The organism is Aquimarina discodermiae (genome assembly GCF_040786235.1).
In the GTDB taxonomy this organism is placed as follows: Bacteria; Bacteroidota; Bacteroidia; order Flavobacteriales; family Flavobacteriaceae; genus Aquimarina.
Genome location: NZ_JBFMKP010000028.1, coordinates 42800 through 62142 on the forward strand (window position 1 = coordinate 42800; position 19343 = coordinate 62142).

The window sequence follows — 19343 nt, forward strand, 5'->3', positions numbered from 1 at the left end:
ATATGAAGTATCTATATTTTATACTATTAATTATAGTGAATGCTTGCGCTCCAAGCACAAAAGAAGCAAAAACGAATGATACTTATACCATTGAAAAGGTAACAAACTTAAGAGATAACGTATCTATAAAAGATTTGATGTTGTTAACAAAAGAAGAAGCCATTAATAAGTGCGGAACACCTTATTATATCGAACGATTTATTCTAGATGATCTCCAAGGAGAGTTTAGAACTGGTATTACTTTTAAATATAGTTTAAAAGAAAGAATAAGCGAATCTATTTTAATAGATGAAGTTACTTGGGAGAAAGGTCAAGAAACCTTGGTTACAGTTTGGTATGAAGTTCAAGAAACAAAAGCAATACCTAAAGAAGTCTGTATATGGGAAAAAGGAGATGAGTTTTAAAACCTTAAAATATAATCAATGAAATACTACAATATACTATGTATCCTATTTATTTTTAGCAGTTGCGATGTATCTACCCTTTCAAATGCCGATACTTTAAGTTTGGCTGATTTGAAAGTAAATATCAATATCTGTCATGATACAAAAAAGAATACATTAAGCTATCTAAAAGTAAAATTATCAGATGGCAAAAAACAAATCATTAATAAAAACATTCGTATTTTACTTAACAGTAAACCTTTAGATTTATATGTAAAGGAAGAGCTTTACTACACAAAAACATCATATTATAAAGCAGATAGTTTCACACAAAGTGATGCGTACTATTTTGAGCTTATTTTACCTGACAATAGTAGACACCCTTTGGCTTTTGTTAAGCCCATGGAAAAAAGTCAGGTAGCAAAATTCAGTATACCCGATAGTATAGCTGCCAATGATGATTTTGTTTTAAAATGGGAAAATTTAAACACTCCCCATCAATTAGAGCTCATAAAAGGGACGAAAACAAAACACAACCTAGTTAAAAGCATCATAGAATATGATTATGCTGTAAAGCCACTAGATACACTTAGGAAAAATACAGGTCAGTATGTGGTTTCAAAATCTCATTTTACAGATTCTCTATCTATAGCAAAGCACTTTGATATTATTCTTTCTCGAAAAGAAAGTGGATTAATAAACCCCAGTTTGTTAATAAATAGCACAATAACATATCATTATATGATTCAAAAGACTATAAATAGTAAAGAAAATTGAAATGCATGTCATAGCAAAAGCAATAGATAACAACACATTTAAAATGGTTTATGCTGTTTTTAAAGACAAAGAAAGAGCTACAGTTTATACTAAAAAACATAGACTAGATACTGTAGTAATAGACGCTGATTTCCCTTTTTTTCTTATTGAAGAGTTTAGTAATGAAGAGAATTATTATCAATATATCACCAAAGATGCATTAGAAAGAAAAATTGAACAAACCAAAACCCTAGATCATTCTAAGTTTGTGCATTTTAATCTATGGCGAATTGATGGAGATAGGTACAATAAAAATTTTCCTGATGAACCCATATTAAACGGTATGGATTTCCATATTCATTTTACAGATACAGATATAAAAGAAATTGAAAAAAATGGATTTGATGTCTATTGGAAAGATATAATAACCATTTAAAATCAACTATTATGGAAAACAGATGTCGAATTGCAGATGCAATGAATACTTATAATTTGGGATTAAAAATTATACTGTCCAAAGGATATAAAATTTTTCTCATACCAGATAAAAGAGAAGGATATGTGGGTGATTTCTGTGCAGTAAAAGGCAGTCGTACATTCTTTGGCAGTGATCCATTAAGACTATTAGGAATTATTTCTATTTGGGAGAATACTGGTGATGATTGGCAAAGTCATATGCCAGAAGAAGATTTTTATGATGAAATTTTATCAAGAGCATATCCCGATAGTGTTGAAGATTATAACAAGTTGTCGGATAAAGAGTTTGCTGACTTTGTATCGGATTATAGAATGTTTTTTGAAGATGTTTTATATGAAAAATTCCCTAAAAACCCATCAAGAGAAGATCTATTTCAATTAGTTAACACATTTTATTTAGAATAGAAATTAAAAATGGGAGCAGTAAAAACAGAAATAGAACAAGCTATTACAACACTTAATTTGACACCAACAGAGATCCGTTTGGTTGCTGATGTTGAAACACTCTATTTAGATTTACTTAAGCACTTTGTGAAATCTGGCGATAGAAAATGGTGGTGGGAAGATTTTAAGCAAGAATCATTTTATTTTAAAACGTATCAATTTCCATTTAAAGAGCTTATTCATATCATTCCTAAAGAAGCAGATACCGCCTGGCTTATGATAGAAGATGATCAAGAAGACTACTACCCTATTTACAATTGTAAGTCTTCTATTATTGGTGAACTTATTGCCGAATGTTCAGCTTTTGAATATTATGTAATTGATAAAAACAAACAATGGTTGCTTTGTGAAAATCATAGCGATCAATTAATCGGAGTTGGAGAGCAGTTAAGAATTATAAATAAAGATAAGTTGAGGTAAGGTAAATTATGTCTAAAGCAGATAAAAGAGTAGTAATTAACACAAATATAACAGATGAAAGAACAAAAGATAAAAGTAACCGAACTTGAGATAGATTTAATTGAAGCTATTGATGCCAAAGAAAAGGAATGTCTTGAATTATTAGCTATATCCGAAAATGAAACTCCCAAAGAAGTTGTGAAAATTATGCGAAAATATGTGGATAAGCTTTTATCTAAAAGTCATACTGAGGAAAATTTAAGAGAATTCGCTATAAAATTAGGCGCTTTATGGGGGAAGATGGTGGTAAAACAGTACGACTGGAAATGGAAGTATATTGATTTTGGTAACGATATAGAAGGAATATATCTTGTTTCTCCTAAAAAATTTTATTGTTGTCCTCCTTTATATTTTTTGACAAAAATTTTATTAAAAGAAAATAGAGGATTTGATGGTAATAACGACAATACTATAATGCTATTGTTTAATATGATCGATGGTATCGAAATCAAAAAACCAAAATCGAATTATCAGATTATTTCATAAATAAAACTACTCTAAATAGTATGTAAAACATCGAATCATTAGAAAAGAAGCTTCAAACTGGAAAACAGTTTGAATATGAACGATCAGAATTGGGATTAAAAATTTACGGTTACAAATGAAACTAACCCTAACAGACATAAGCAATCGACAAAAAGCCGAGGTTTTGGTAGATAGTTTCGAGGGTAATTTGGTGCAAGGCGTTATGCTATCATATTCATTTGATGCTGAATTACTTCAAAAGATCACTGAGTTTGAAGAAATGGTAAACAGTTTTGTGATTGGAGAATTGTTAGATGAGATAACGGATCAATTAGATGGGTATAATTGGCAGGTAGCAGGTAAAGATTGGGTTGTTTTTAACTTTCAGGTTTTTGAGCTGAAACACATTTCATTTCGAATAAAAAACACTTTTAGAACATATGAACAAGGAGAATTATAAAATTAATGATGAAGGAGACTATCTAAATTCTGTATCCAAAGTAGACATTCCTTGGCTAGAACGGCTATTAGATGTTTGGGTGGATTTGGATAATGAACAAAAATGGTTCACACCAATTCAGGTAAATGCACTAGAAAAATTTAAGTCACTTCCCAATTCAAACAACATAAATTTACGTACAGAATTAGAAAAAGTCTACTTCAGCGAACTTAAAAAGAATAGAATTCAAAATATTGAATATGTAGATATTTTTGAAACGATTAATTGGGAGGAGACTCAAATTTGTATTCCAAAACATAGCCAATCACAAAATAGGTATGTTTTATTGCTTCCAGAAACAAATTGGGAAATTACAGATAGTGATTGTACATTAGAGCTAGAAGTATTATTCACCAATGAAAAAATAGAAATTTGTCAAGAAATGAGCGGGTTATGGTGTAGAACAGAATGGTTAGACTACTATTTAAAAAGACCAAAAAATGTTTTATGAAAAACAAATTTATTACAACCGATTTTATAGCAGAACTCCGTTTTTTAACCACCGAAGAGGGAGGTCGAAAAAACTCGGTAACATCGGGTTATAGACCTCATATAGAATTTGAAAGAAATCCTAATTATATAACCTCTGGACAGCAAACATACCTTGGTCAAGATACCGTGGCACCAGGAGAAATCGTTTTGGCCGAAATCTCGATCTTGAGCAAAGATTATTTTGCCAATAGGTTGTATGAAAATATGAAGTTTGAGTTTTATGAAGGAAAACATATAATAGGCTCTGGAAAAGTATTGGAGATTGTGAATGTAAGTTTGAAAATGAAATAGCCTTTTTTTACAGATTTGATAAATTATTTGTGGTAAATGAACAAATATAGATTCCTACACTACGAATATGGATTCACTATAGATTTATAAAACAAATATATTTAATATCGTAATGTATAATAATAATAACGATATTAATATAAATAAGTTATGTGCGATAAAAAATAATAGGTGAAAATGAAGGGAATATTCATATACTGTTTTGATAAATGGTGGAGACCAACTAATCAAAAGGCGTTGTTTTAAAGCTCTATTTACAGGTCTTTTCTTAGGAGGTATTATCGCAACATTTGTTTTTTATGGACTATTTATGTTTTTAATCTCTAAAGTTGATGAAACAATAGTCTTTACAAAAACAAAGTGATTAGAAACCTACAGTATGCAACACAGTTGAGATAAAAATTCGATGCTTTGTTAATCCGAAAAGTAAATCTCTTTTTTATATAGTATGTTTGATATAAAGCTCCTATTAATAAGTACATGAAAAATAAATTTAACCTAAAAGTAAAAGTGAATTCTAAAAGACCTGATTTTAGAGTTTTTGCTAGTTATTTTTTTGGAGATGATTTATACAATTATGACTCAGATGGAGATAGTTTATCGGTAACCAGTAAAGATTGGACAGAATTGTATATGCGTAGTAGGAATAACTCGGATGTACATTTTGAAATTTCACCAGTGAATGAAAACCCTTTAATCTTAGAAGTGACTTCTGAAAAAGCAGAGAATGTATATAGAATTGCTTATTTTTTAGCTAAAGAAACCAATGGAGAAGTGATCAATGAAAAAAATGAAATAATATATCTGAATAGTTTAATAGAAAATATGGGTGACTTTAATTTACAAGAAAGATTGATACTTGCCGAGAAAAGTATTTGGAGAAAAGCAACGGAAGAAAACCCATATCCCAACTTATAGCAACTAATGAAAATTAATAATCCAATACATATTCATCTAAAAGACTTTTTTTTAAAAGAACAATTTGACATTATAAAAGTTGGGCAAACAAAAGAATGGATTTTAAATAACTTTCCTGAACCTGACGATGATACAGACATGGGAAATGGCTTTAGCATTATCAGGTATGGATGGATTGAACTTCATTTTGACCTTGATAAATTATTTCTAATATGGTGTGATAGCCTTCCTTATATCGAAGACAGTGATCGAGTTAAATATGATAAATGGATGCTTACCAACCTAGATGAACTGACATTAGAACAAACTCAAAAAAGGCTTAATTCAGAAAGTGTTAATTATTTAGTGAAGTTTAACACTGAAGAACAGCATGTGATTGTCAAAATAAAATATAGTGGTGTCAAGCTTTGGTTTCATCCCGAAACCGAAAAAATGAATGACGAAATTAATAAATATAAACTTTTTGCATTTGGGAAAAGCGAAGAAGATTATGATAACTTTAATAGAGGTTTCTAATATAGAAATGATGATAACAGAATTTGAAAAATAGAGCAATGGAAATTAATTACAATAACATAATCAAACTTTTAAATGCTGAGTCAAAAAAAACAATAGAAGAATTACGAATAAATAGGACTCAAGAATTAGTAGCTAGAAAAAAAGAAGTTGACAATGCCATTACTTGGTTGAAAAAAGGAATGGATCATCAAATTCATCCAGATCTGAATATTGTTATGATACCCGAAAAAACAACAAAAACACCATCGTCTGAATATAGATTGATAGAAGATCATGAATCTGATGAAAGAACATACTGGACAGAAGTTAAACTCGACGATCAGGAATTAAGACCGATGCCAGGAGATTTTTTAATAATGAAATAGGTTAAATAATGGAACATTTTCATCATAAATATGGACAATGTGAAAATTGTGGTTTAGCAATTGAAAAAGAAGGTGTTTTACAGCCAATTAACTTTTGGCAAAAAATAAAATCTCGTCTTCATCCTTATTATTTATATGTATGTGACGCATGTTTTGATTCACAAGAATCATGGTGTGAAAACATTTATCCGGATAATTGTGAAATATGTAATAGTTTGATAGAAGATGGGGATCATTATCTTGAAAAAAAGAAAAATCAAAATAATGAGAATATAAACTCTTTTGGCCTATTACCTAATGAAAAATGTAGAATCATTTGTTATGCATGTTACAATTCTAAAAATTAAAGAATGACGTTACTAGAACAAACTATAAATAACTTAGGAGTAAAAGGAACTATTCAACACAATGGACAACGAATTAGGTTAGTGTGCTTGATTCATACAAAAGATAGACGCCCTTTTCAGGCAGATTGGTATAAAGGAAAAGAGTCTTATCTAGTAGCAGTAGACGAAAACGGACATTTTTTCCTTAGACATTCTGGAGGTTATATTTTTAAGTTAGACCCAAACACCAAAAAAGAAGAACAGATTGCTAAAGGTGAAAATGAATTTATCAATATGATAGGTTGGGATTAAAGGAACATGAAATACTATAAAGAAAAATTATATATCGAAAAGAATGGTGAGAAGGTATTTGGTAAAAAACTGCCCGTAATTATCAACAATAACGGATATTATCTGTCCTATATAACAGTATTTGAAGATGGAAATATTGATTGCTGGGGATTAAAAGATATAGATCAAATCAAAAATGAAGTAACATCAGGAAGGCTATTACAAACAATACCAAATCATGTCGAATTAGAATGTGGTTTGGGAACTATAAAGAGTTCAGGGTTTATTCCTGAAAAAAGTAATGAAGATTTTATTAAAGAAATTGAAGACATTATAAATGAGCTTAATAATCGAGATACCAGAAGGATAATTTGTGAGAAATTATTTAAAAACTATCTGATCGAGCCATCAGAACTCAATTTAAAAAGCCTAACAGATGCGTATCATGATTTGCCCTCTCATCAAAAGGTAATATTCGAATATATTGACGAGAAAGATCCATTATGTAATTTAATGAATGGTCTAGAGGAATGTACACCAACATATAGAAAATCTGTATTAAAACATTATTTCAAGATAGAATTAGAATAAGTTAGAAAAATGAAAAAAATAGTTCAAAGTACATTTTTTATAATAATAAGTATTGCTAGTGGCTTTAGTCAAACCAAAGACACAATTTTTAATGCTTATGTATCCGTTCGAACTGAAGAGGTTAATTTTTCAAGCCTCAAGAAAATAGAGAATACTAAAATTTATGACTATGAAGGTGTTTATTATTTTGGAGGCTCTGAGTCTGAGTCTGAATTGAAAATAATTTATAGTAATGGTAAACTGTTTGCTTGTTCAAAATATTATGATTGGGAAATTGATAATTGGGTGCTCAAAAATCAACGAGAATCGATTAAATATGAGAACGAAAAACTTTATGTATCAAATACCCCATACCAGTTATATAAGTATATAGATGATGCTAATGTACTCTTAAAAAAGGGAGATAAAGGTTTAGCTTCGTTTTATAACGAGATTGAAAATGAAAAAACGCATCACTATTTACAATTTAACTATCACAGTACTATTAAAAAACCTTTAGGGAAATATCCCGAAACAAGTTTTGTAAAACTAACCTCTTTAGATTTAGAAGGCTTCTCTGCCAAAGAATTAAAAGTTATGAGGAATGAAATTTTTGCTAGAAAAGGATATATTTTTAAACAAGGAGGAGAAATGCAAAACTATTTTTTACAAAAAGATTGGTATCAGTCTTTAGAAAAAACTACGAATCCAAACTTAAATAATATTGAAAAACATAATGTTAATCTAATTCGCTCATTTGAAAGCAAGTAATTATTAGGTGTCTAAACCAATATGAAAGATCAAATACAACAAATAGAAGAATTACTAGGTGTAACACTCGAAAAGTACGATTATAAAAAAGGAGATCAAGTGAATACATATAATACTTGGTCAAACAGTCCAAGCATAAGAGAACTTGTATTACAAAATATAACTATTGACAACATCCATGTTCTATTACCTTTTTCTAAGTACCTACACACTTTAAAATTAATTAACTGTACTATCGGTAGCATTTCCAGTCTCTATAACTTCCAAAACTTGGGAAACTTAACATTAAACAATGTTACTATTACTAATGTTGAGGAGTTAACTATCGAAAATAAAAGTTGTAATACTGCCTACAATGGAAATTTAATGCACGTAAACTTAGAAAACATGAACATTAAGCATTTAGGTGTTTTACAACCTATGGCTAAAAATTTGGATCATTTGTTTATTACCAATTGTACCATTCATAATTTTTATGAGCTCAACCTGTTTCCTAAATTGTACGATTTAAGACTAGAAAATGTTAACTTAAAACAAGCTCTTGAAAAAGTTATTTATACGCCCAATACCGACAGGAATTTTACCTGGTTAACGTTTACAAATATGTCCGTAAATGACCTCAGTTATTTTATACCAATCGCAACAGGTTTATATGGGCTAAGAATATACAACTGTAAGTTTAACAACATAAAGCATTTATCAGAGTTTACGACTTTAAATAAATTTGAAGTAGATGCTACTACCACTATAGCAGATACAAGCTTTCCTACCAATCATTCTAATCTTAAACTTAAAGAATGTATTATAGCTAGATCAGAAGAAGATACCGATGTACAAAACTTTGATATTAAAAAACTAAGTTCAATTGGTCATTTTATAGAGCAACTAACCATAGAAAATCATCAGCTAGTAAATCTAGATACTCTAAAAAACTTTACTAACTTGAACAGATTAAAATTTGATCGGGTTACCGCAAGATTAAATGATTTTTTACCCATAGCAGCACAAATCAGCTCTTTAGATTTTTCAGAATCAACCATTAAGAACAGATCAAAAATCCAGCACTTTAAAAATCTGGAAATATTAAAAATCGATGCCAATACCTCAAAAGAAAGTTTTAAAGATTTTAAAACACTACTCCCTCTAAAAAATCAATTAAAGAAATTTGATTTTTGGGAATTCTCTGATAGTTGTATTGAAAATTTGGATTTAATTAAGGAATTTACAGCACTAGAATCTGTTTTTATTCTATATGCTTCAAAAAAAGTAACTCAACGTGTTTTCGCGTTACCTAGTTTAAAAAAGTTATCGATCAATATTCGAGCAAAAAAAGCGCATACATTTAATGTAGAAACTCTTAAGAACATTGAAGAGCTTTATATAGAGAATGATAATCAAATTACGCTAAAAGGGCTAGAAAGCCTTCAACATTTAGAAGTATTAAGCCTAAAAGATGCTTGTAAAGCAAAAGGAATTCATAAAATTAAAAACCTTCGGTATTTAAAGATAAATGAAGCAATAAACATATGTGAGTTACCAGCAATAGATACACTTACAAAATTAGAAATCGATGTTACAGAAGCATATGAAATTTCAGGATTATCACAGTTTATCAACCTTAAAGAACTCTCGATAAAAGGGACTAACAAAATTAACCTAGGGCATTTGCCTAATTTAAAAGTGCTGGATATTTCCAGCATATTTCCAAAAGAAATTGATTTTTTAGATGATTTACCTAACTTAGAAAAACTGTCTTTAGAAAATAATTGCCTAACAGACGTAAAAGGGATAGATAAACTCACCAATCTGAAAATGTTGAATCTTTCAGAAAACACAATTGAAAACATAGAGGGTTTAGCAAACTTAAAGAGCTTAGAGTACCTAAATTTATACGAAAATGAAATCTCTGATATCACTATATTAAATGACCTGCCAAATTTAAAACAGGTAAATATTGCAGGCAATCTTATTGAAAAACCAAAAGTTTTAAAACAATTAAATATTCCTGAAGTCGCAGTTTTTTATGGGTTACCTAAAGTGCCTTTTTGGATATGGGAAGATCAAGATTTTGAACTGTAATAGCATTAAAAAATAACTAAGCGTATGACATTAGAAGAAATAAAAAAAGAGGCAATGCAGTGCAAGTGTGATGATATACCATCATTATCATCAAAAATCACAGAACTAAAAAATAATGGCGTTACATTTTTAGGTTGTGTGGCATTCGTTCAAGTAAATCAACAGATTACATTAAAAGAAGCTCAAAAACTAACCTTACAGCTAGAAGCATACACCAAAGATGAAAAGAGGAAAATAGAAGAAGGAATTGATGTAATGTTAAGTGATTTTAAAGAAGAGGAATAAATAGATTGATAACATTAAAGAAAAACATAATGAATTTAATTGAAAAATATATTGAAAGCTCTAATAGTATTGAATATTACAAAGACAGAATTGATAAACTAAGCATAAAACAAAGAGAAGAACTGGAGAATTTACTTGAGAAAATGAATAATTCAGGGGCTAAAGAGCCATTGAGTTGGGCTTTGAGTGAAATAACTGAAAATATTCCTCAGTTTGGACGATTTCTTTTTTTAAAAGAGCTTTATGGAATCATTAATGGTGTTGAAGAAAATATGGGATTTGCAGATGATATAGATGAAAATTACGAAGAAGATATTTTCGAAGTAGCTGAAAAGTTGAAAAAAAGTATTGGAGAAAAAGAATTAAATGATTTTCTGAAATCGTATGCCAGAGGAATTATGTGGCAAGTTACAAATCAAATAGATGGAACATATAATTCCTCTAGAGAAGTAGTCTGGGCATTAAAAGAAGTGAAAGATGGAGCAAACGAACGATTTATAAGTGGGTTGCATGAAAACTTTAATGAATTTGAAGATGAATTGGAATAATAGTAACAATATACGACAAGACATACTAAAATGTATTTTACAGAAAACATTGTGGATTATAAAGACAATATGAATAAGTATAGAAAAATAATAAATGAAGTTAAATCGAGTAAAAAAGTAGTGTTTTTTACGCGTTACGTTTCATACAAAGCCCATAAAAAATGAATTGGAACAATTATCTATCTCAAAATAAAGCACCAAACTCTTACCCACACTTGGGAGTCTTGGAAGGTACTGTTCGCTGCCCGTTTGATATCTCTGAATTACCTAATAATACAAGGGTACTAGAGATGAGTACACCTCTGAAAAAATTTAAGTTAGAGTATACAAATTATGATGCTTTAATAGGGAATAAAACGATAGAAGCTATCACATTAAACGATATAAATGAGAATCGAATTAGTATATTTTCTACTTTACCTAATCTAAAATACCTTCATATTTCTAATAATAAACAAATATCAATTCCGAGTTTATCCCCTTTAAAATCATTAGAGGTACTTATACTAAGTGGTATTAAAAAGGCAGAAGACATTGATTTTATAAAAGATTTAAAAAATTTAAGAACACTATACATTTATGGGGTCAATAACCTTTACGATATAACCCCAATCGAAACTCTTGTAAACTTAAAAGAATTATGGTTGGACCATGGAAAAATGAGCGGAACCGGAAAAGCGATTAGAAGCATGGAGTCAATATCAAAATTAACAAACTTAGAATACTTGAATTTCATATTAAATACAGAAAACAAGAATTATGACATTTCTCCTTTACTAGAACTGAAAGATTTAAATCACTTGAGAATCTTACCAAGATTTTTGAAAAATGGACGAAAAGAAATTATTGAAGAAAGACTTCCTCACATCAATATAGTTTAAAAATGTAAAGGTGATAAAGTTATCAAGGTGTTAATGTTTAAAATGCTAACGCAATATGAAATCCTTGAAGTCTTAATCAATCTAATTAATGAATTTAAGGAAGAAGAATAAACACTATGGACAAACTTAAAAACATAGAAGAAGCACTCGGCATACAATTCGAAAAACATGATTATGGTAAAGAGCAAACCAATACCTATCAATATTTTGAACATTATAAGAGAATAACATCATTAACCCTTCAAAATATAAGCATTGACAATCTGGATCTCTTTTTGCATCTGGTCAAAGAAGTATCCAGATTAACCTTTATCAATTGTACGATTAAGGATATTAGCGACCTAATTAAGTTTGAAATCCTGCGTGAACTTACTTTAGATAAGGTAACTATTGAAAATATAGATGAGCTCTACAGTGACAAGGTTTGTACAACTACTTACGATGGCAATTTAAAACATATCAATCTTAAAAATATGACTATTGATCATCTAGCGGTGTTACAACCCATGGCAAAAAAAATCGATCATATTTTTATTACAGATTGTATAGTTCATAATTTTTATGAAGTTAATCTCTTTACAAAATTGTATGATTTACGATTAAATGGTGTAACTATTAAGCAATCAGACAACGATATTGTTCATAAAGCAAAACCTGATAGGAATTTTATCCGGATTCTCTTAAGTAATATGACCTTTGATGTTATAGATCTATTTTTACCTATATCAGAAAATATAAAACATATTGGTTTAAATAGTTGTACAATTAATTCGATTAAAAACTTACATCAATTTTCTAAACTAGAACGTTTAGATATGGATACCAGCACTAGTATAAAAGATCAACAACTTTCTCAGGATACATCAAGTACATTTACTATAAATTATTGTTCATTGGGAGAAGAAAGGTCTTATCCAAAAGCAAAAGTCAACTTGCAAAACTTAGCGTCTATAGCACATTATATCAAAAGCTTAGAATTTAACCAGTATGTGCCTAATGATATGACGTTTTTACAACACTTTACCCAGCTCGAAAAATTAGAATTTGAATATAGTACCGTTACCATTAGTAATTTTATACCCATAGCACCTCAAATAAAAGAATTATATTTTAGTCAATCAGAATTAAAAGAATCAGCACGGCTAAAAGCGTTTACACAATTAGAAAAAATTACATTTTACACCAATCCGCATGAAAAAGGGTTGATTGATTTAAAAAAACTCTTACCGTTAAAACATCAACTTAAAAAATTGAAAGTAGATGAAGATGAGGTGAAAAACGTTTCGTGCATCAAAGAATTTACGGTATTAGAATCTCTGGACTTAACAGTAACTTCTATTGCCGAAACAAAAAGTATTTTAGCTTTTAACACCCTTAAACGATTACGATTATTCATCGATATTGAACCCGAACCAGAAGATACTATAGCTATAGATGTAAGTACTATAACGAATATAGAGACTCTAGAACTTTGGTGTTATTTTTCTATTGAATTTATAGGTATAGAACATCTTCAAAAATTAAAAAACTTGACACTTTATGGGAATTTAAAAAACACAAGATTAGAGACCTTACATAATCTAAAGTACTTACGATTAGATGAAGATACTGATATAAACGAAATACATTCTATCAAATCTTTAAAAACACTAGTGCTAGAAGTATCAGAAGAATCTAAAATTGATACTTTAGAGCAATTTCCTAATTTAGAGAATTTAAATATTACTGGTACTGCTAATATTGATATAGGAAAACTTAATAAACTCAAGATTTTGAGAATACAAGGTGAGTCCAATTTAACAAATACAACTTGTTTTGATAATGTACCTAATCTTGAAAAATTGGATCTGGGCTACTGTAATATAGCAGAAGTTAAAAACCTGGAAAAGCTTACAAACTTAAAAGTATTGGACCTTTCAGAAAATGGAACGATAGAAAATATAGACGGATTAAAAAATCTTAAAAAATTAGAACAATTGAACTTATACAGTAATAAAATTTCTGATATCAGTGTATTAAACACACTCCCTAATTTAAAAGAAGTCAATTTAGCAGGTAACGGTTTAGAAAAAAAAGAATACCTATCCCAACTAAAAAAACCTGAAATAGCTATTTTTTATGGGTTGCCCTTTGTGCCTTTTAGGATATGGGACGATCAATATTTTAAATTGTAAATAGTATAATGGATTTATACGAACGAATATAAGTTGCCAACCGGCGGATATGGATTAGCTATAGAATTATAAAAGAAATATGCTTAAAATTACAATATGCAAAACGCTTACAACTCATAAACAATGATACAATTAGATGAACTACATATTTGGAAAAAGTTAAGCAGTCCATATGGGAATTCTGAGGTAATCCCTTCACTAATTCACGAACTTTCAAAAACGTTGAATAAGAAAATTGCGGATGAACTAATCTGGGAACACATTTATCATCAAGGATCAGTATATGAAAATACACTTGCTACCATACCTCATCTATTAAAAATAATTGAAGAATCAGATAACATCGAATTTAATTTGGATGTAATAGCATCTCTGGGAGTTGTTTTAATTTACCTTGACAATATATCAGAGTTAGAACAAATATTTGAAGAGAATCATCTTAATGAAAAAGAAAAAAAGAGGATTCAGGTAGCATTTATGGATTCGATAGAAAAATTTAGAAACCTTGTAAATAAGTATTCACACAATACTGAAATTTTGGATGAAGAGTCCAGAAGATTTTACTTAATCGCATTTTTAGTCTCTATAAAAAGACATAAAGAAGCTGAAATATTTAAAACCTTCAATATAAATGACGAATATATTTTTGTATGTCCTAGTTGTGAAGAAGAAACTTTTTTGTGGAATGAAGAAAATGTTTTAAATGCATATAGCAGTGATCCAACAACGAATAAAAACCGGGAAAAATTGGCAGTTGATTTACACGAATCTAATATAAATCTTGAGTGGTTAGAAAAACCAATTGAGATAATGAATATCAATTCGCTTAAACCATTAATCCCATATTTTAAAGGAGATATACATTGTCATAGTTGTACTAAAAAACATAACATTTTTAAAGGAATAATGAATAGCATATAGCTTTTGATAGTTTGTCATATATGCCACTTAGGATATGGCAGGATAAATATTTTGAATTGTAAAATTTAGGTTAGTAATGTTAGAACAAGTTAAGAAGAAATTGCAAAAAAAACATATCGTAATTGTTGGAAAGTCTAAAAAAGAAAGACGAACATTTATCAACAGTCTAATAGAAGATACTAATCTAGAGCTTTTAGGAAGAGTTCGTGAGATTCAAAGCCTAGAAGAGTATGCTAGTTTTATTAAGAAATCTAAAATGTATCATCCTCAAGATCTAAAAAATGATTCTTATCCACCTCATCAAGATGTGCGACCGGTATATGCACATCATTCTTGGATAAAAGAAAAGGATAATACAGGACTTATGATACTTGAAGAACTAGACAATGTTTTGTCAAACGATGTAGGTTACATTCTACGTACTATTTGTTTTTTAATAAAAAGATCCGATACCTTGAGGAAAGGAGAAAAAGGAATAAGATGTATTATTTCTATGGAAAAGGATAATGATTTAATAGAAAAATTAATGGTAAATGACAATACAAGATTCGAAGATGCAACTGGACGCACGAAAAGGCAGCTTTTCGAACAAAATATAGAAGTTATTGATATTTCAAATAGCATCCATATATAGAATGAACTTAAAAACACCTATAGAAATTGACTTTTTAGAGTTTTTTAAAACAGGAAAGTTCGATTATTTAAAATTAGGGCAAACCAAAGAATGGATTATTAATAATTTTCCTGATCCAGATTGTTATGACTCTAGTTTTTTAACCGAAGAAGTCAATATCTGGACCTATGGTGGTATTGAACTTTTTTTTGAAAACGAAAAGCTCTATTTGATTTTTTCTGACCATTGGTACGAAGGAAAATTATCGGATACCAAACAATTGAAACTCAACAAGTGGATTTTTGAAGATATTGATAAACTAAATCTATTATATATGTTGAGTAAACTAAATGAACATGATATTGATTACAAAAAGAAAGCAGACAATCTAGGGGTTTTATTACGCCTAAAAAGTGGTGTTGAACTCACTTTTGAAAATATAGAAGATATAGAAGGATTAAGTACAAACGACTTTCACATAACCTCTTTTAGTTTGGTTGCAGAAAATCCATACCGTTGGAAAGAGTGATTTTTGAATTACACTTGGCAATTGTAAACTCGTTCTACGAATATTAGTTAATTGTTTAGTATATATCATTGTAACCTTTAAAACAAAATAGTATGATTAAAAAAATAGCAGTACAAACAAATATATTGACTTTTGCGATTTTCTTTTTTAGTTTAAGTATAATAGGTCAAGAAATGAAAAATACAGCGAATGTTTATAAAACTGAACTAGAAAAAGGAACCTGGATTACCGATAAAATCTTAGGGTTAGATACTAATGTTAAGAAGTATACTTTGGCAAAATTCACTCAAAGAAAATTTGCGGGAAACTTGACTACTTTTTCAAACAAAGCGAGTTATACCAGTGAGTATGTTTCTCATTGTGGAAATGATAATTTTACCACTGTGGTCGGAAAATATAAATTCCTTGATCAAAATAGAATAGCGATTTCTGTTGATACTGTTTCTTATCATGGCGAATGGGAAAAACCAACCGAATATAGAAAACCAGAAGAATTCATCTTTACGATTTCAAAATCTGAAGACGCCATAGTTTTTACAAGACTAAATGATTAGAAAAACATAGTATTCAAAACCTAAACAAAATACATATGCACATCAGAGATATCTATAGCAGAATAATTAATGATATGGAATCTGATGATAGGCAAGTCCAGTGGGACGCTATGATCAAATGGTGTACACTATGGATTAACGTACAGCATAAAGAATTGACCCCGCTTCTTGAATTAATAAAAGAGCTTAAAGAAATTGGTTTTTGGGAGCGATACTACCCAAGCCAATCTCATTACGCTTTAGGACTTTCTTTAGGTAAAAATTATGATGAACGATATGATTTACCCATGGTATATATCAGATATAACTCAGACAAAAACAACTTTGACATTCAATACCAAAAGGGACAAGGAGGAAAAACCACTAGAGTAGCATGTGGAGAAAAACTTTTAAAAAAGGATTTTCATAGAATAGAGCGCTGGTTAGACGATAAAACAAACAACAGTAGGACCCTTGAAAATGACTAACAAAGAAAGATTGATAAATGATATATACGAGGCTTTTAAAAATGTTAAGCTAGAAGATGGTATTGGTTTATGGGAAGCACAAGGACATGACGATAGGTTAAGCAAACTAGAATGCAAAAAACTTAGGGCCAAAGATGTAAAAGAAGATTGGAACAACATCCCATTAATTCATCTATATCAATGCAGTAGTTCATTAACATTTTTTGATGCCAAAGGAATGCGTTTTCATACACCTATGTTTTTACTCTATGCCTTAGGAGTTTTTCAAAAAGAACAAGAAGAATTACAAAAAAATGGACTTTTAAAGGGTTGTTCTGAACCTGATATGGAAAATAGGTTACAAACCATTACCGGGTATCAACTAGATACTCCAGAATATAAATTACTCTACATAGAACCGTTTTCATTATTTTCTGGCAAGCAATTAAAATGCATTACACAATTCCTTCAATATAGAATAAACGAATTAGTTATGTACTATAAAAGTGATAAGGCAAAGGAATTAGGGTTATTACCAGAGATGGTCAAATACAATAGTGATTATTTACAATTGCAAGAAGCATTAAACTGCTGGATACATAATTTTGAAATCGAATAAGTGTTGAAACGATCATAAGTATGTTGATTTCGATCAAATGATAACTTCAGATCTAGAACAGTCCTCTCACATTTAATAACAAGAAAGCTTTTTAACCGGGTTTAAGAGTTACTTTTTTTTGCAAATATTAATTCTCCCTTTACGAATATAGATTGACTATAGTACCCTAACATAAATAAGCTTAAATTAGTTATACCAAATGAATTTAAATACATCATTAAAATCTAAATGAAACTAAAACTACTAACCATATTACTTGCTATTTCAACAATACTGCTTGGGGGACTAGCATATATCTATTATTTGGAAGCAAATTTTCATACCAAAGTAATTAAAGATAGAGAATTGACAATTACGAATTACAAAAAAGTGATCAATGCCATAGGAAGATGCGGAGGTGTACCTGTCAACAAGCTAAAAACAGAACTAAAAAAGGAGTTTGAAATTAACGATAAAATAGGCTATAGTGATCATAGCAAAGAATATTATTATATCCTGTATCCAAAGAAATATGAGGTGAATGCTACAGAAATATGGGATTTTATGGGGCTTGAATTAACGCTCGATGAACAGAAAGAGTTCAAAACCATACATATGTATAAACCTTAATACAAAACATGCTCAAAACATTGTTATGCAAAACCATTTAACATATAAAATTAGCTTGATAATGGTGGCATTACTATTTACTATAAATGGTAATGCTCAACATAACTATACTGTTCGTTTTGAAAACGATACCATTGCTGTAAAAAGGCAAAACGATTCTATTTACTTTTATAATAGCTTAGGTGAGATAAGAAAGATAGTCAGTTTAAAAAATAAAAAATCAACTCCCTACGGATTACCAAAAGAAGTACAGGAGATTATCTATGATGGGGAGATACCAGAGCGAATAGAAATCTCTGAAGAAACATTTCCTACCTATTTATATACACAACGATATGTTGATGCAGGCATAGTACTTTGTTCTGTAAATTATTTTTATAACGATTTAGGCTTACAAACTGGATATAAAGAAATCTGTCCAGATGATTTAGCCGACGGTGATGACAATCATTTTGGAGATAAAGACCTCTATAAATACAACAAATATGGTTTATTAATTGAAAAAGAAGGGGATGTATACCAATATAACAACCATGGTCAGTTAATTGAAAAGTGTTATCGTAATGCGAAATCCAAAAAAATATCATGCTCTAGAAAGTACAAATACCAAAATGATAAATTGATTGCATCTACAACCACCTCTGAAGACGATAAAAACACTCTGGGCTATACTTACAATAGCAAAGGGCTTCTATCAGAAATTGTAAGAAGCAAGCGAAGCAAAATTGTATTAGAATACAACGAGCAAGATAAAATAATCAAAGTAAGTGATGTAAAAACATGGCGAGATAAAACATATAAAAATACACGCCTCATCTATCACTACAACCTTCAAAATAGAATTATTAAAATTAATACATACACTCATTATCCAGATTTTCCTTTTGAAGATTGGGATTTTGTATATGATCTTAATGGAAACCTAACTCAAAAGAAATTGAATGGAGAAGTAATCGAGAGTTACAAATATGATGCTAATGGCACCTTAATCTATATAGAAAACAACAAACGATGGGGAGAAGACAAAGGACACGTAACCTATTAACCAAATTATGCTGA

General features: G+C 29.6%; 29 protein-coding genes. All 29 read left to right on the top strand.

Annotated elements, in window-relative coordinates:
• The first annotated feature begins 2 nt into the window (after nt 1–2).
• The 29 genes from ABW636_RS17380 to ABW636_RS17520 all read left to right on the top strand — a co-directional run bounded on the left by ABW636_RS17380 (nt 3) and on the right by ABW636_RS17520 (nt 19329).
• Nucleotides 3–404 carry a hypothetical protein gene (locus tag ABW636_RS17380; RefSeq protein ID WP_367591341.1) on the top strand — a complete coding sequence of 134 codons (402 nt, stop codon included), beginning with the start codon at nt 3–5 and terminating at the stop codon, nt 402–404.
• A gap of 18 nt (nt 405–422) precedes the next feature.
• On the top strand, nt 423–1160 hold the full coding sequence (locus ABW636_RS17385) for a hypothetical protein (protein WP_367591342.1): 738 nt from the start codon (nt 423–425) through the stop codon (nt 1158–1160).
• A gap of 1 nt (nt 1161) precedes the next feature.
• Nucleotides 1162–1575: a hypothetical protein gene (locus tag ABW636_RS17390; protein ID WP_367591343.1), complete on the top strand. Its 414-nt coding sequence runs from the start codon at nt 1162–1164 to the stop codon at nt 1573–1575.
• Nucleotides 1576–1586: 11 nt separating this feature from the next.
• Nucleotides 1587–2021 carry a hypothetical protein gene (locus tag ABW636_RS17395; RefSeq protein ID WP_367591344.1) on the top strand — a complete coding sequence of 145 codons (435 nt, stop codon included), beginning with the start codon at nt 1587–1589 and terminating at the stop codon, nt 2019–2021.
• 9 nt (nt 2022–2030) lie between these two features.
• Nucleotides 2031–2480 carry a DUF6756 family protein gene (locus ABW636_RS17400; protein ID WP_367591345.1) on the top strand — a complete coding sequence of 150 codons (450 nt, stop codon included), beginning with the start codon at nt 2031–2033 and terminating at the stop codon, nt 2478–2480.
• A 54-nt stretch (nt 2481–2534) separates the two neighbouring features.
• A complete protein-coding gene (locus ABW636_RS17405) occupies nt 2535–3005 on the top strand; it encodes a hypothetical protein (protein WP_367591346.1) in 471 nt (156 codons plus the stop codon).
• Between the two features lie 115 nt (nt 3006–3120).
• The gene (locus tag ABW636_RS17410; RefSeq protein WP_367591347.1) at nt 3121–3444 is read left to right on the top strand and encodes a hypothetical protein; all 324 of its coding nucleotides are present in this window, start codon (nt 3121–3123) and stop codon (nt 3442–3444) included.
• On the top strand, nt 3425–3934 hold the full coding sequence (locus tag ABW636_RS17415) for a hypothetical protein (protein ID WP_367591348.1): 510 nt from the start codon (nt 3425–3427) through the stop codon (nt 3932–3934). Before ABW636_RS17410 ends, ABW636_RS17415 begins: the two co-directional genes overlap by 20 nt.
• Nucleotides 3931–4266: an EF-Tu C-terminal domain-related protein gene (locus tag ABW636_RS17420; protein ID WP_367591349.1), complete on the top strand. Its 336-nt coding sequence runs from the start codon at nt 3931–3933 to the stop codon at nt 4264–4266. The genes ABW636_RS17415 and ABW636_RS17420 overlap by 4 nt, the downstream gene beginning before the upstream one ends.
• A 480-nt stretch (nt 4267–4746) precedes the next feature.
• The gene (locus ABW636_RS17425; RefSeq protein ID WP_367591350.1) at nt 4747–5184 is read left to right on the top strand and encodes a hypothetical protein; all 438 of its coding nucleotides are present in this window, start codon (nt 4747–4749) and stop codon (nt 5182–5184) included.
• Nucleotides 5185–5190: 6 nt separating this feature from the next.
• A complete protein-coding gene (locus tag ABW636_RS17430; protein WP_367591351.1) occupies nt 5191–5700 on the top strand; it encodes a hypothetical protein in 510 nt (169 codons plus the stop codon).
• 38 nt (nt 5701–5738) lie between these two features.
• Nucleotides 5739–6068: a hypothetical protein gene (locus ABW636_RS17435; RefSeq protein ID WP_367591352.1), complete on the top strand. Its 330-nt coding sequence runs from the start codon at nt 5739–5741 to the stop codon at nt 6066–6068.
• 8 nt (nt 6069–6076) lie between these two features.
• On the top strand, nt 6077–6415 hold the full coding sequence (locus ABW636_RS17440; RefSeq protein ID WP_367591353.1) for a hypothetical protein: 339 nt from the start codon (nt 6077–6079) through the stop codon (nt 6413–6415).
• Between the two features lie 3 nt (nt 6416–6418).
• A complete protein-coding gene (locus ABW636_RS17445) occupies nt 6419–6706 on the top strand; it encodes a hypothetical protein (protein WP_367591354.1) in 288 nt (95 codons plus the stop codon).
• Between the two features lie 6 nt (nt 6707–6712).
• Nucleotides 6713–7276, top strand: coding sequence for a DUF7638 domain-containing protein (locus ABW636_RS17450; protein WP_367591355.1), 564 nt, complete (start codon nt 6713–6715; stop codon nt 7274–7276).
• A 9-nt stretch (nt 7277–7285) separates the two neighbouring features.
• Nucleotides 7286–8026, top strand: coding sequence for a YARHG domain-containing protein (locus ABW636_RS17455; protein WP_367591356.1), 741 nt, complete (start codon nt 7286–7288; stop codon nt 8024–8026).
• Between the two features lie 21 nt (nt 8027–8047).
• On the top strand, nt 8048–10105 hold the full coding sequence (locus ABW636_RS17460) for a leucine-rich repeat domain-containing protein (protein WP_367591357.1): 2058 nt from the start codon (nt 8048–8050) through the stop codon (nt 10103–10105).
• A gap of 24 nt (nt 10106–10129) precedes the next feature.
• Entirely contained in the window at nt 10130–10390 is a 261-nt protein-coding gene (locus ABW636_RS17465; RefSeq protein ID WP_367591358.1) for a hypothetical protein, read from the top strand.
• Between the two features lie 29 nt (nt 10391–10419).
• Nucleotides 10420–10938 (top strand): hypothetical protein, encoded by a 519-nt coding sequence (locus tag ABW636_RS17470; protein ID WP_367591359.1) that lies wholly within the window; start codon nt 10420–10422, stop codon nt 10936–10938.
• Nucleotides 10939–11099: 161 nt separating this feature from the next.
• On the top strand, nt 11100–11819 hold the full coding sequence (locus ABW636_RS17475) for a leucine-rich repeat domain-containing protein (RefSeq protein ID WP_367591360.1): 720 nt from the start codon (nt 11100–11102) through the stop codon (nt 11817–11819).
• A 116-nt stretch (nt 11820–11935) separates the two neighbouring features.
• Nucleotides 11936–13993, top strand: coding sequence for a leucine-rich repeat domain-containing protein (locus ABW636_RS17480; protein ID WP_367591361.1), 2058 nt, complete (start codon nt 11936–11938; stop codon nt 13991–13993).
• Between the two features lie 123 nt (nt 13994–14116).
• Nucleotides 14117–14914, top strand: a complete 798-nt coding sequence (locus ABW636_RS17485; protein WP_367591362.1) for a hypothetical protein — start codon at nt 14117–14119, stop codon at nt 14912–14914.
• Between the two features lie 76 nt (nt 14915–14990).
• Nucleotides 14991–15548 (top strand): hypothetical protein, encoded by a 558-nt coding sequence (locus ABW636_RS17490; protein ID WP_367591363.1) that lies wholly within the window; start codon nt 14991–14993, stop codon nt 15546–15548.
• 1 nt (nt 15549) lies between these two features.
• A complete protein-coding gene (locus tag ABW636_RS17495; RefSeq protein ID WP_367591364.1) occupies nt 15550–16056 on the top strand; it encodes a hypothetical protein in 507 nt (168 codons plus the stop codon).
• Nucleotides 16057–16148: 92 nt separating this feature from the next.
• Nucleotides 16149–16610 carry a hypothetical protein gene (locus tag ABW636_RS17500; RefSeq protein WP_367591365.1) on the top strand — a complete coding sequence of 154 codons (462 nt, stop codon included), beginning with the start codon at nt 16149–16151 and terminating at the stop codon, nt 16608–16610.
• 35 nt (nt 16611–16645) lie between these two features.
• Entirely contained in the window at nt 16646–17077 is a 432-nt protein-coding gene (locus ABW636_RS17505) for a hypothetical protein (protein ID WP_367591366.1), read from the top strand.
• Nucleotides 17070–17675, top strand: a complete 606-nt coding sequence (locus ABW636_RS17510) for a DUF6714 family protein (RefSeq protein WP_367591367.1) — start codon at nt 17070–17072, stop codon at nt 17673–17675. The genes ABW636_RS17505 and ABW636_RS17510 overlap by 8 nt, the downstream gene beginning before the upstream one ends.
• Before the next feature lie 228 nt (nt 17676–17903).
• Nucleotides 17904–18284 carry a hypothetical protein gene (locus tag ABW636_RS17515; RefSeq protein WP_367591368.1) on the top strand — a complete coding sequence of 127 codons (381 nt, stop codon included), beginning with the start codon at nt 17904–17906 and terminating at the stop codon, nt 18282–18284.
• 25 nt (nt 18285–18309) lie between these two features.
• Nucleotides 18310–19329 carry a hypothetical protein gene (locus ABW636_RS17520; RefSeq protein WP_367591369.1) on the top strand — a complete coding sequence of 340 codons (1020 nt, stop codon included), beginning with the start codon at nt 18310–18312 and terminating at the stop codon, nt 19327–19329.
• Nucleotides 19330–19343: the final 14 nt, after the last annotated feature.

Excerpts from the sequence above, each read along its gene's own strand:
- ABW636_RS17380 (WP_367591341.1), top strand. The coding sequence starts at position 3 with ATGAAGTATCTATATTTTATACTATTAATTATAGTGAATGCTTGCGCT.
- ABW636_RS17385 (WP_367591342.1), top strand. The coding sequence starts at position 423 with ATGAAATACTACAATATACTATGTATCCTATTTATTTTTAGCAGTTGC.
- ABW636_RS17390 (WP_367591343.1), top strand. The coding sequence starts at position 1,162 with ATGCATGTCATAGCAAAAGCAATAGATAACAACACATTTAAAATGGTT.
- ABW636_RS17395 (WP_367591344.1), top strand. The coding sequence starts at position 1,587 with ATGGAAAACAGATGTCGAATTGCAGATGCAATGAATACTTATAATTTG.
- ABW636_RS17400 (WP_367591345.1), top strand. The coding sequence starts at position 2,031 with ATGGGAGCAGTAAAAACAGAAATAGAACAAGCTATTACAACACTTAAT.
- ABW636_RS17405 (WP_367591346.1), top strand. The coding sequence starts at position 2,535 with ATGAAAGAACAAAAGATAAAAGTAACCGAACTTGAGATAGATTTAATT.
- ABW636_RS17410 (WP_367591347.1), top strand. The coding sequence starts at position 3,121 with ATGAAACTAACCCTAACAGACATAAGCAATCGACAAAAAGCCGAGGTT.
- ABW636_RS17415 (WP_367591348.1), top strand. The coding sequence starts at position 3,425 with ATGAACAAGGAGAATTATAAAATTAATGATGAAGGAGACTATCTAAAT.
- ABW636_RS17420 (WP_367591349.1), top strand. The coding sequence starts at position 3,931 with ATGAAAAACAAATTTATTACAACCGATTTTATAGCAGAACTCCGTTTT.
- ABW636_RS17425 (WP_367591350.1), top strand. The coding sequence starts at position 4,747 with ATGAAAAATAAATTTAACCTAAAAGTAAAAGTGAATTCTAAAAGACCT.
- ABW636_RS17430 (WP_367591351.1), top strand. The coding sequence starts at position 5,191 with ATGAAAATTAATAATCCAATACATATTCATCTAAAAGACTTTTTTTTA.
- ABW636_RS17435 (WP_367591352.1), top strand. The coding sequence starts at position 5,739 with ATGGAAATTAATTACAATAACATAATCAAACTTTTAAATGCTGAGTCA.
- ABW636_RS17440 (WP_367591353.1), top strand. The coding sequence starts at position 6,077 with ATGGAACATTTTCATCATAAATATGGACAATGTGAAAATTGTGGTTTA.
- ABW636_RS17445 (WP_367591354.1), top strand. The coding sequence starts at position 6,419 with ATGACGTTACTAGAACAAACTATAAATAACTTAGGAGTAAAAGGAACT.
- ABW636_RS17450 (WP_367591355.1), top strand. The coding sequence starts at position 6,713 with ATGAAATACTATAAAGAAAAATTATATATCGAAAAGAATGGTGAGAAG.
- ABW636_RS17455 (WP_367591356.1), top strand. The coding sequence starts at position 7,286 with ATGAAAAAAATAGTTCAAAGTACATTTTTTATAATAATAAGTATTGCT.
- ABW636_RS17460 (WP_367591357.1), top strand. The coding sequence starts at position 8,048 with ATGAAAGATCAAATACAACAAATAGAAGAATTACTAGGTGTAACACTC.
- ABW636_RS17465 (WP_367591358.1), top strand. The coding sequence starts at position 10,130 with ATGACATTAGAAGAAATAAAAAAAGAGGCAATGCAGTGCAAGTGTGAT.
- ABW636_RS17470 (WP_367591359.1), top strand. The coding sequence starts at position 10,420 with ATGAATTTAATTGAAAAATATATTGAAAGCTCTAATAGTATTGAATAT.
- ABW636_RS17475 (WP_367591360.1), top strand. The coding sequence starts at position 11,100 with ATGAATTGGAACAATTATCTATCTCAAAATAAAGCACCAAACTCTTAC.
- ABW636_RS17480 (WP_367591361.1), top strand. The coding sequence starts at position 11,936 with ATGGACAAACTTAAAAACATAGAAGAAGCACTCGGCATACAATTCGAA.
- ABW636_RS17485 (WP_367591362.1), top strand. The coding sequence starts at position 14,117 with ATGATACAATTAGATGAACTACATATTTGGAAAAAGTTAAGCAGTCCA.
- ABW636_RS17490 (WP_367591363.1), top strand. The coding sequence starts at position 14,991 with ATGTTAGAACAAGTTAAGAAGAAATTGCAAAAAAAACATATCGTAATT.
- ABW636_RS17495 (WP_367591364.1), top strand. The coding sequence starts at position 15,550 with ATGAACTTAAAAACACCTATAGAAATTGACTTTTTAGAGTTTTTTAAA.
- ABW636_RS17500 (WP_367591365.1), top strand. The coding sequence starts at position 16,149 with ATGATTAAAAAAATAGCAGTACAAACAAATATATTGACTTTTGCGATT.
- ABW636_RS17505 (WP_367591366.1), top strand. The coding sequence starts at position 16,646 with ATGCACATCAGAGATATCTATAGCAGAATAATTAATGATATGGAATCT.
- ABW636_RS17510 (WP_367591367.1), top strand. The coding sequence starts at position 17,070 with ATGACTAACAAAGAAAGATTGATAAATGATATATACGAGGCTTTTAAA.
- ABW636_RS17515 (WP_367591368.1), top strand. The coding sequence starts at position 17,904 with ATGAAACTAAAACTACTAACCATATTACTTGCTATTTCAACAATACTG.
- ABW636_RS17520 (WP_367591369.1), top strand. The coding sequence starts at position 18,310 with ATGCAAAACCATTTAACATATAAAATTAGCTTGATAATGGTGGCATTA.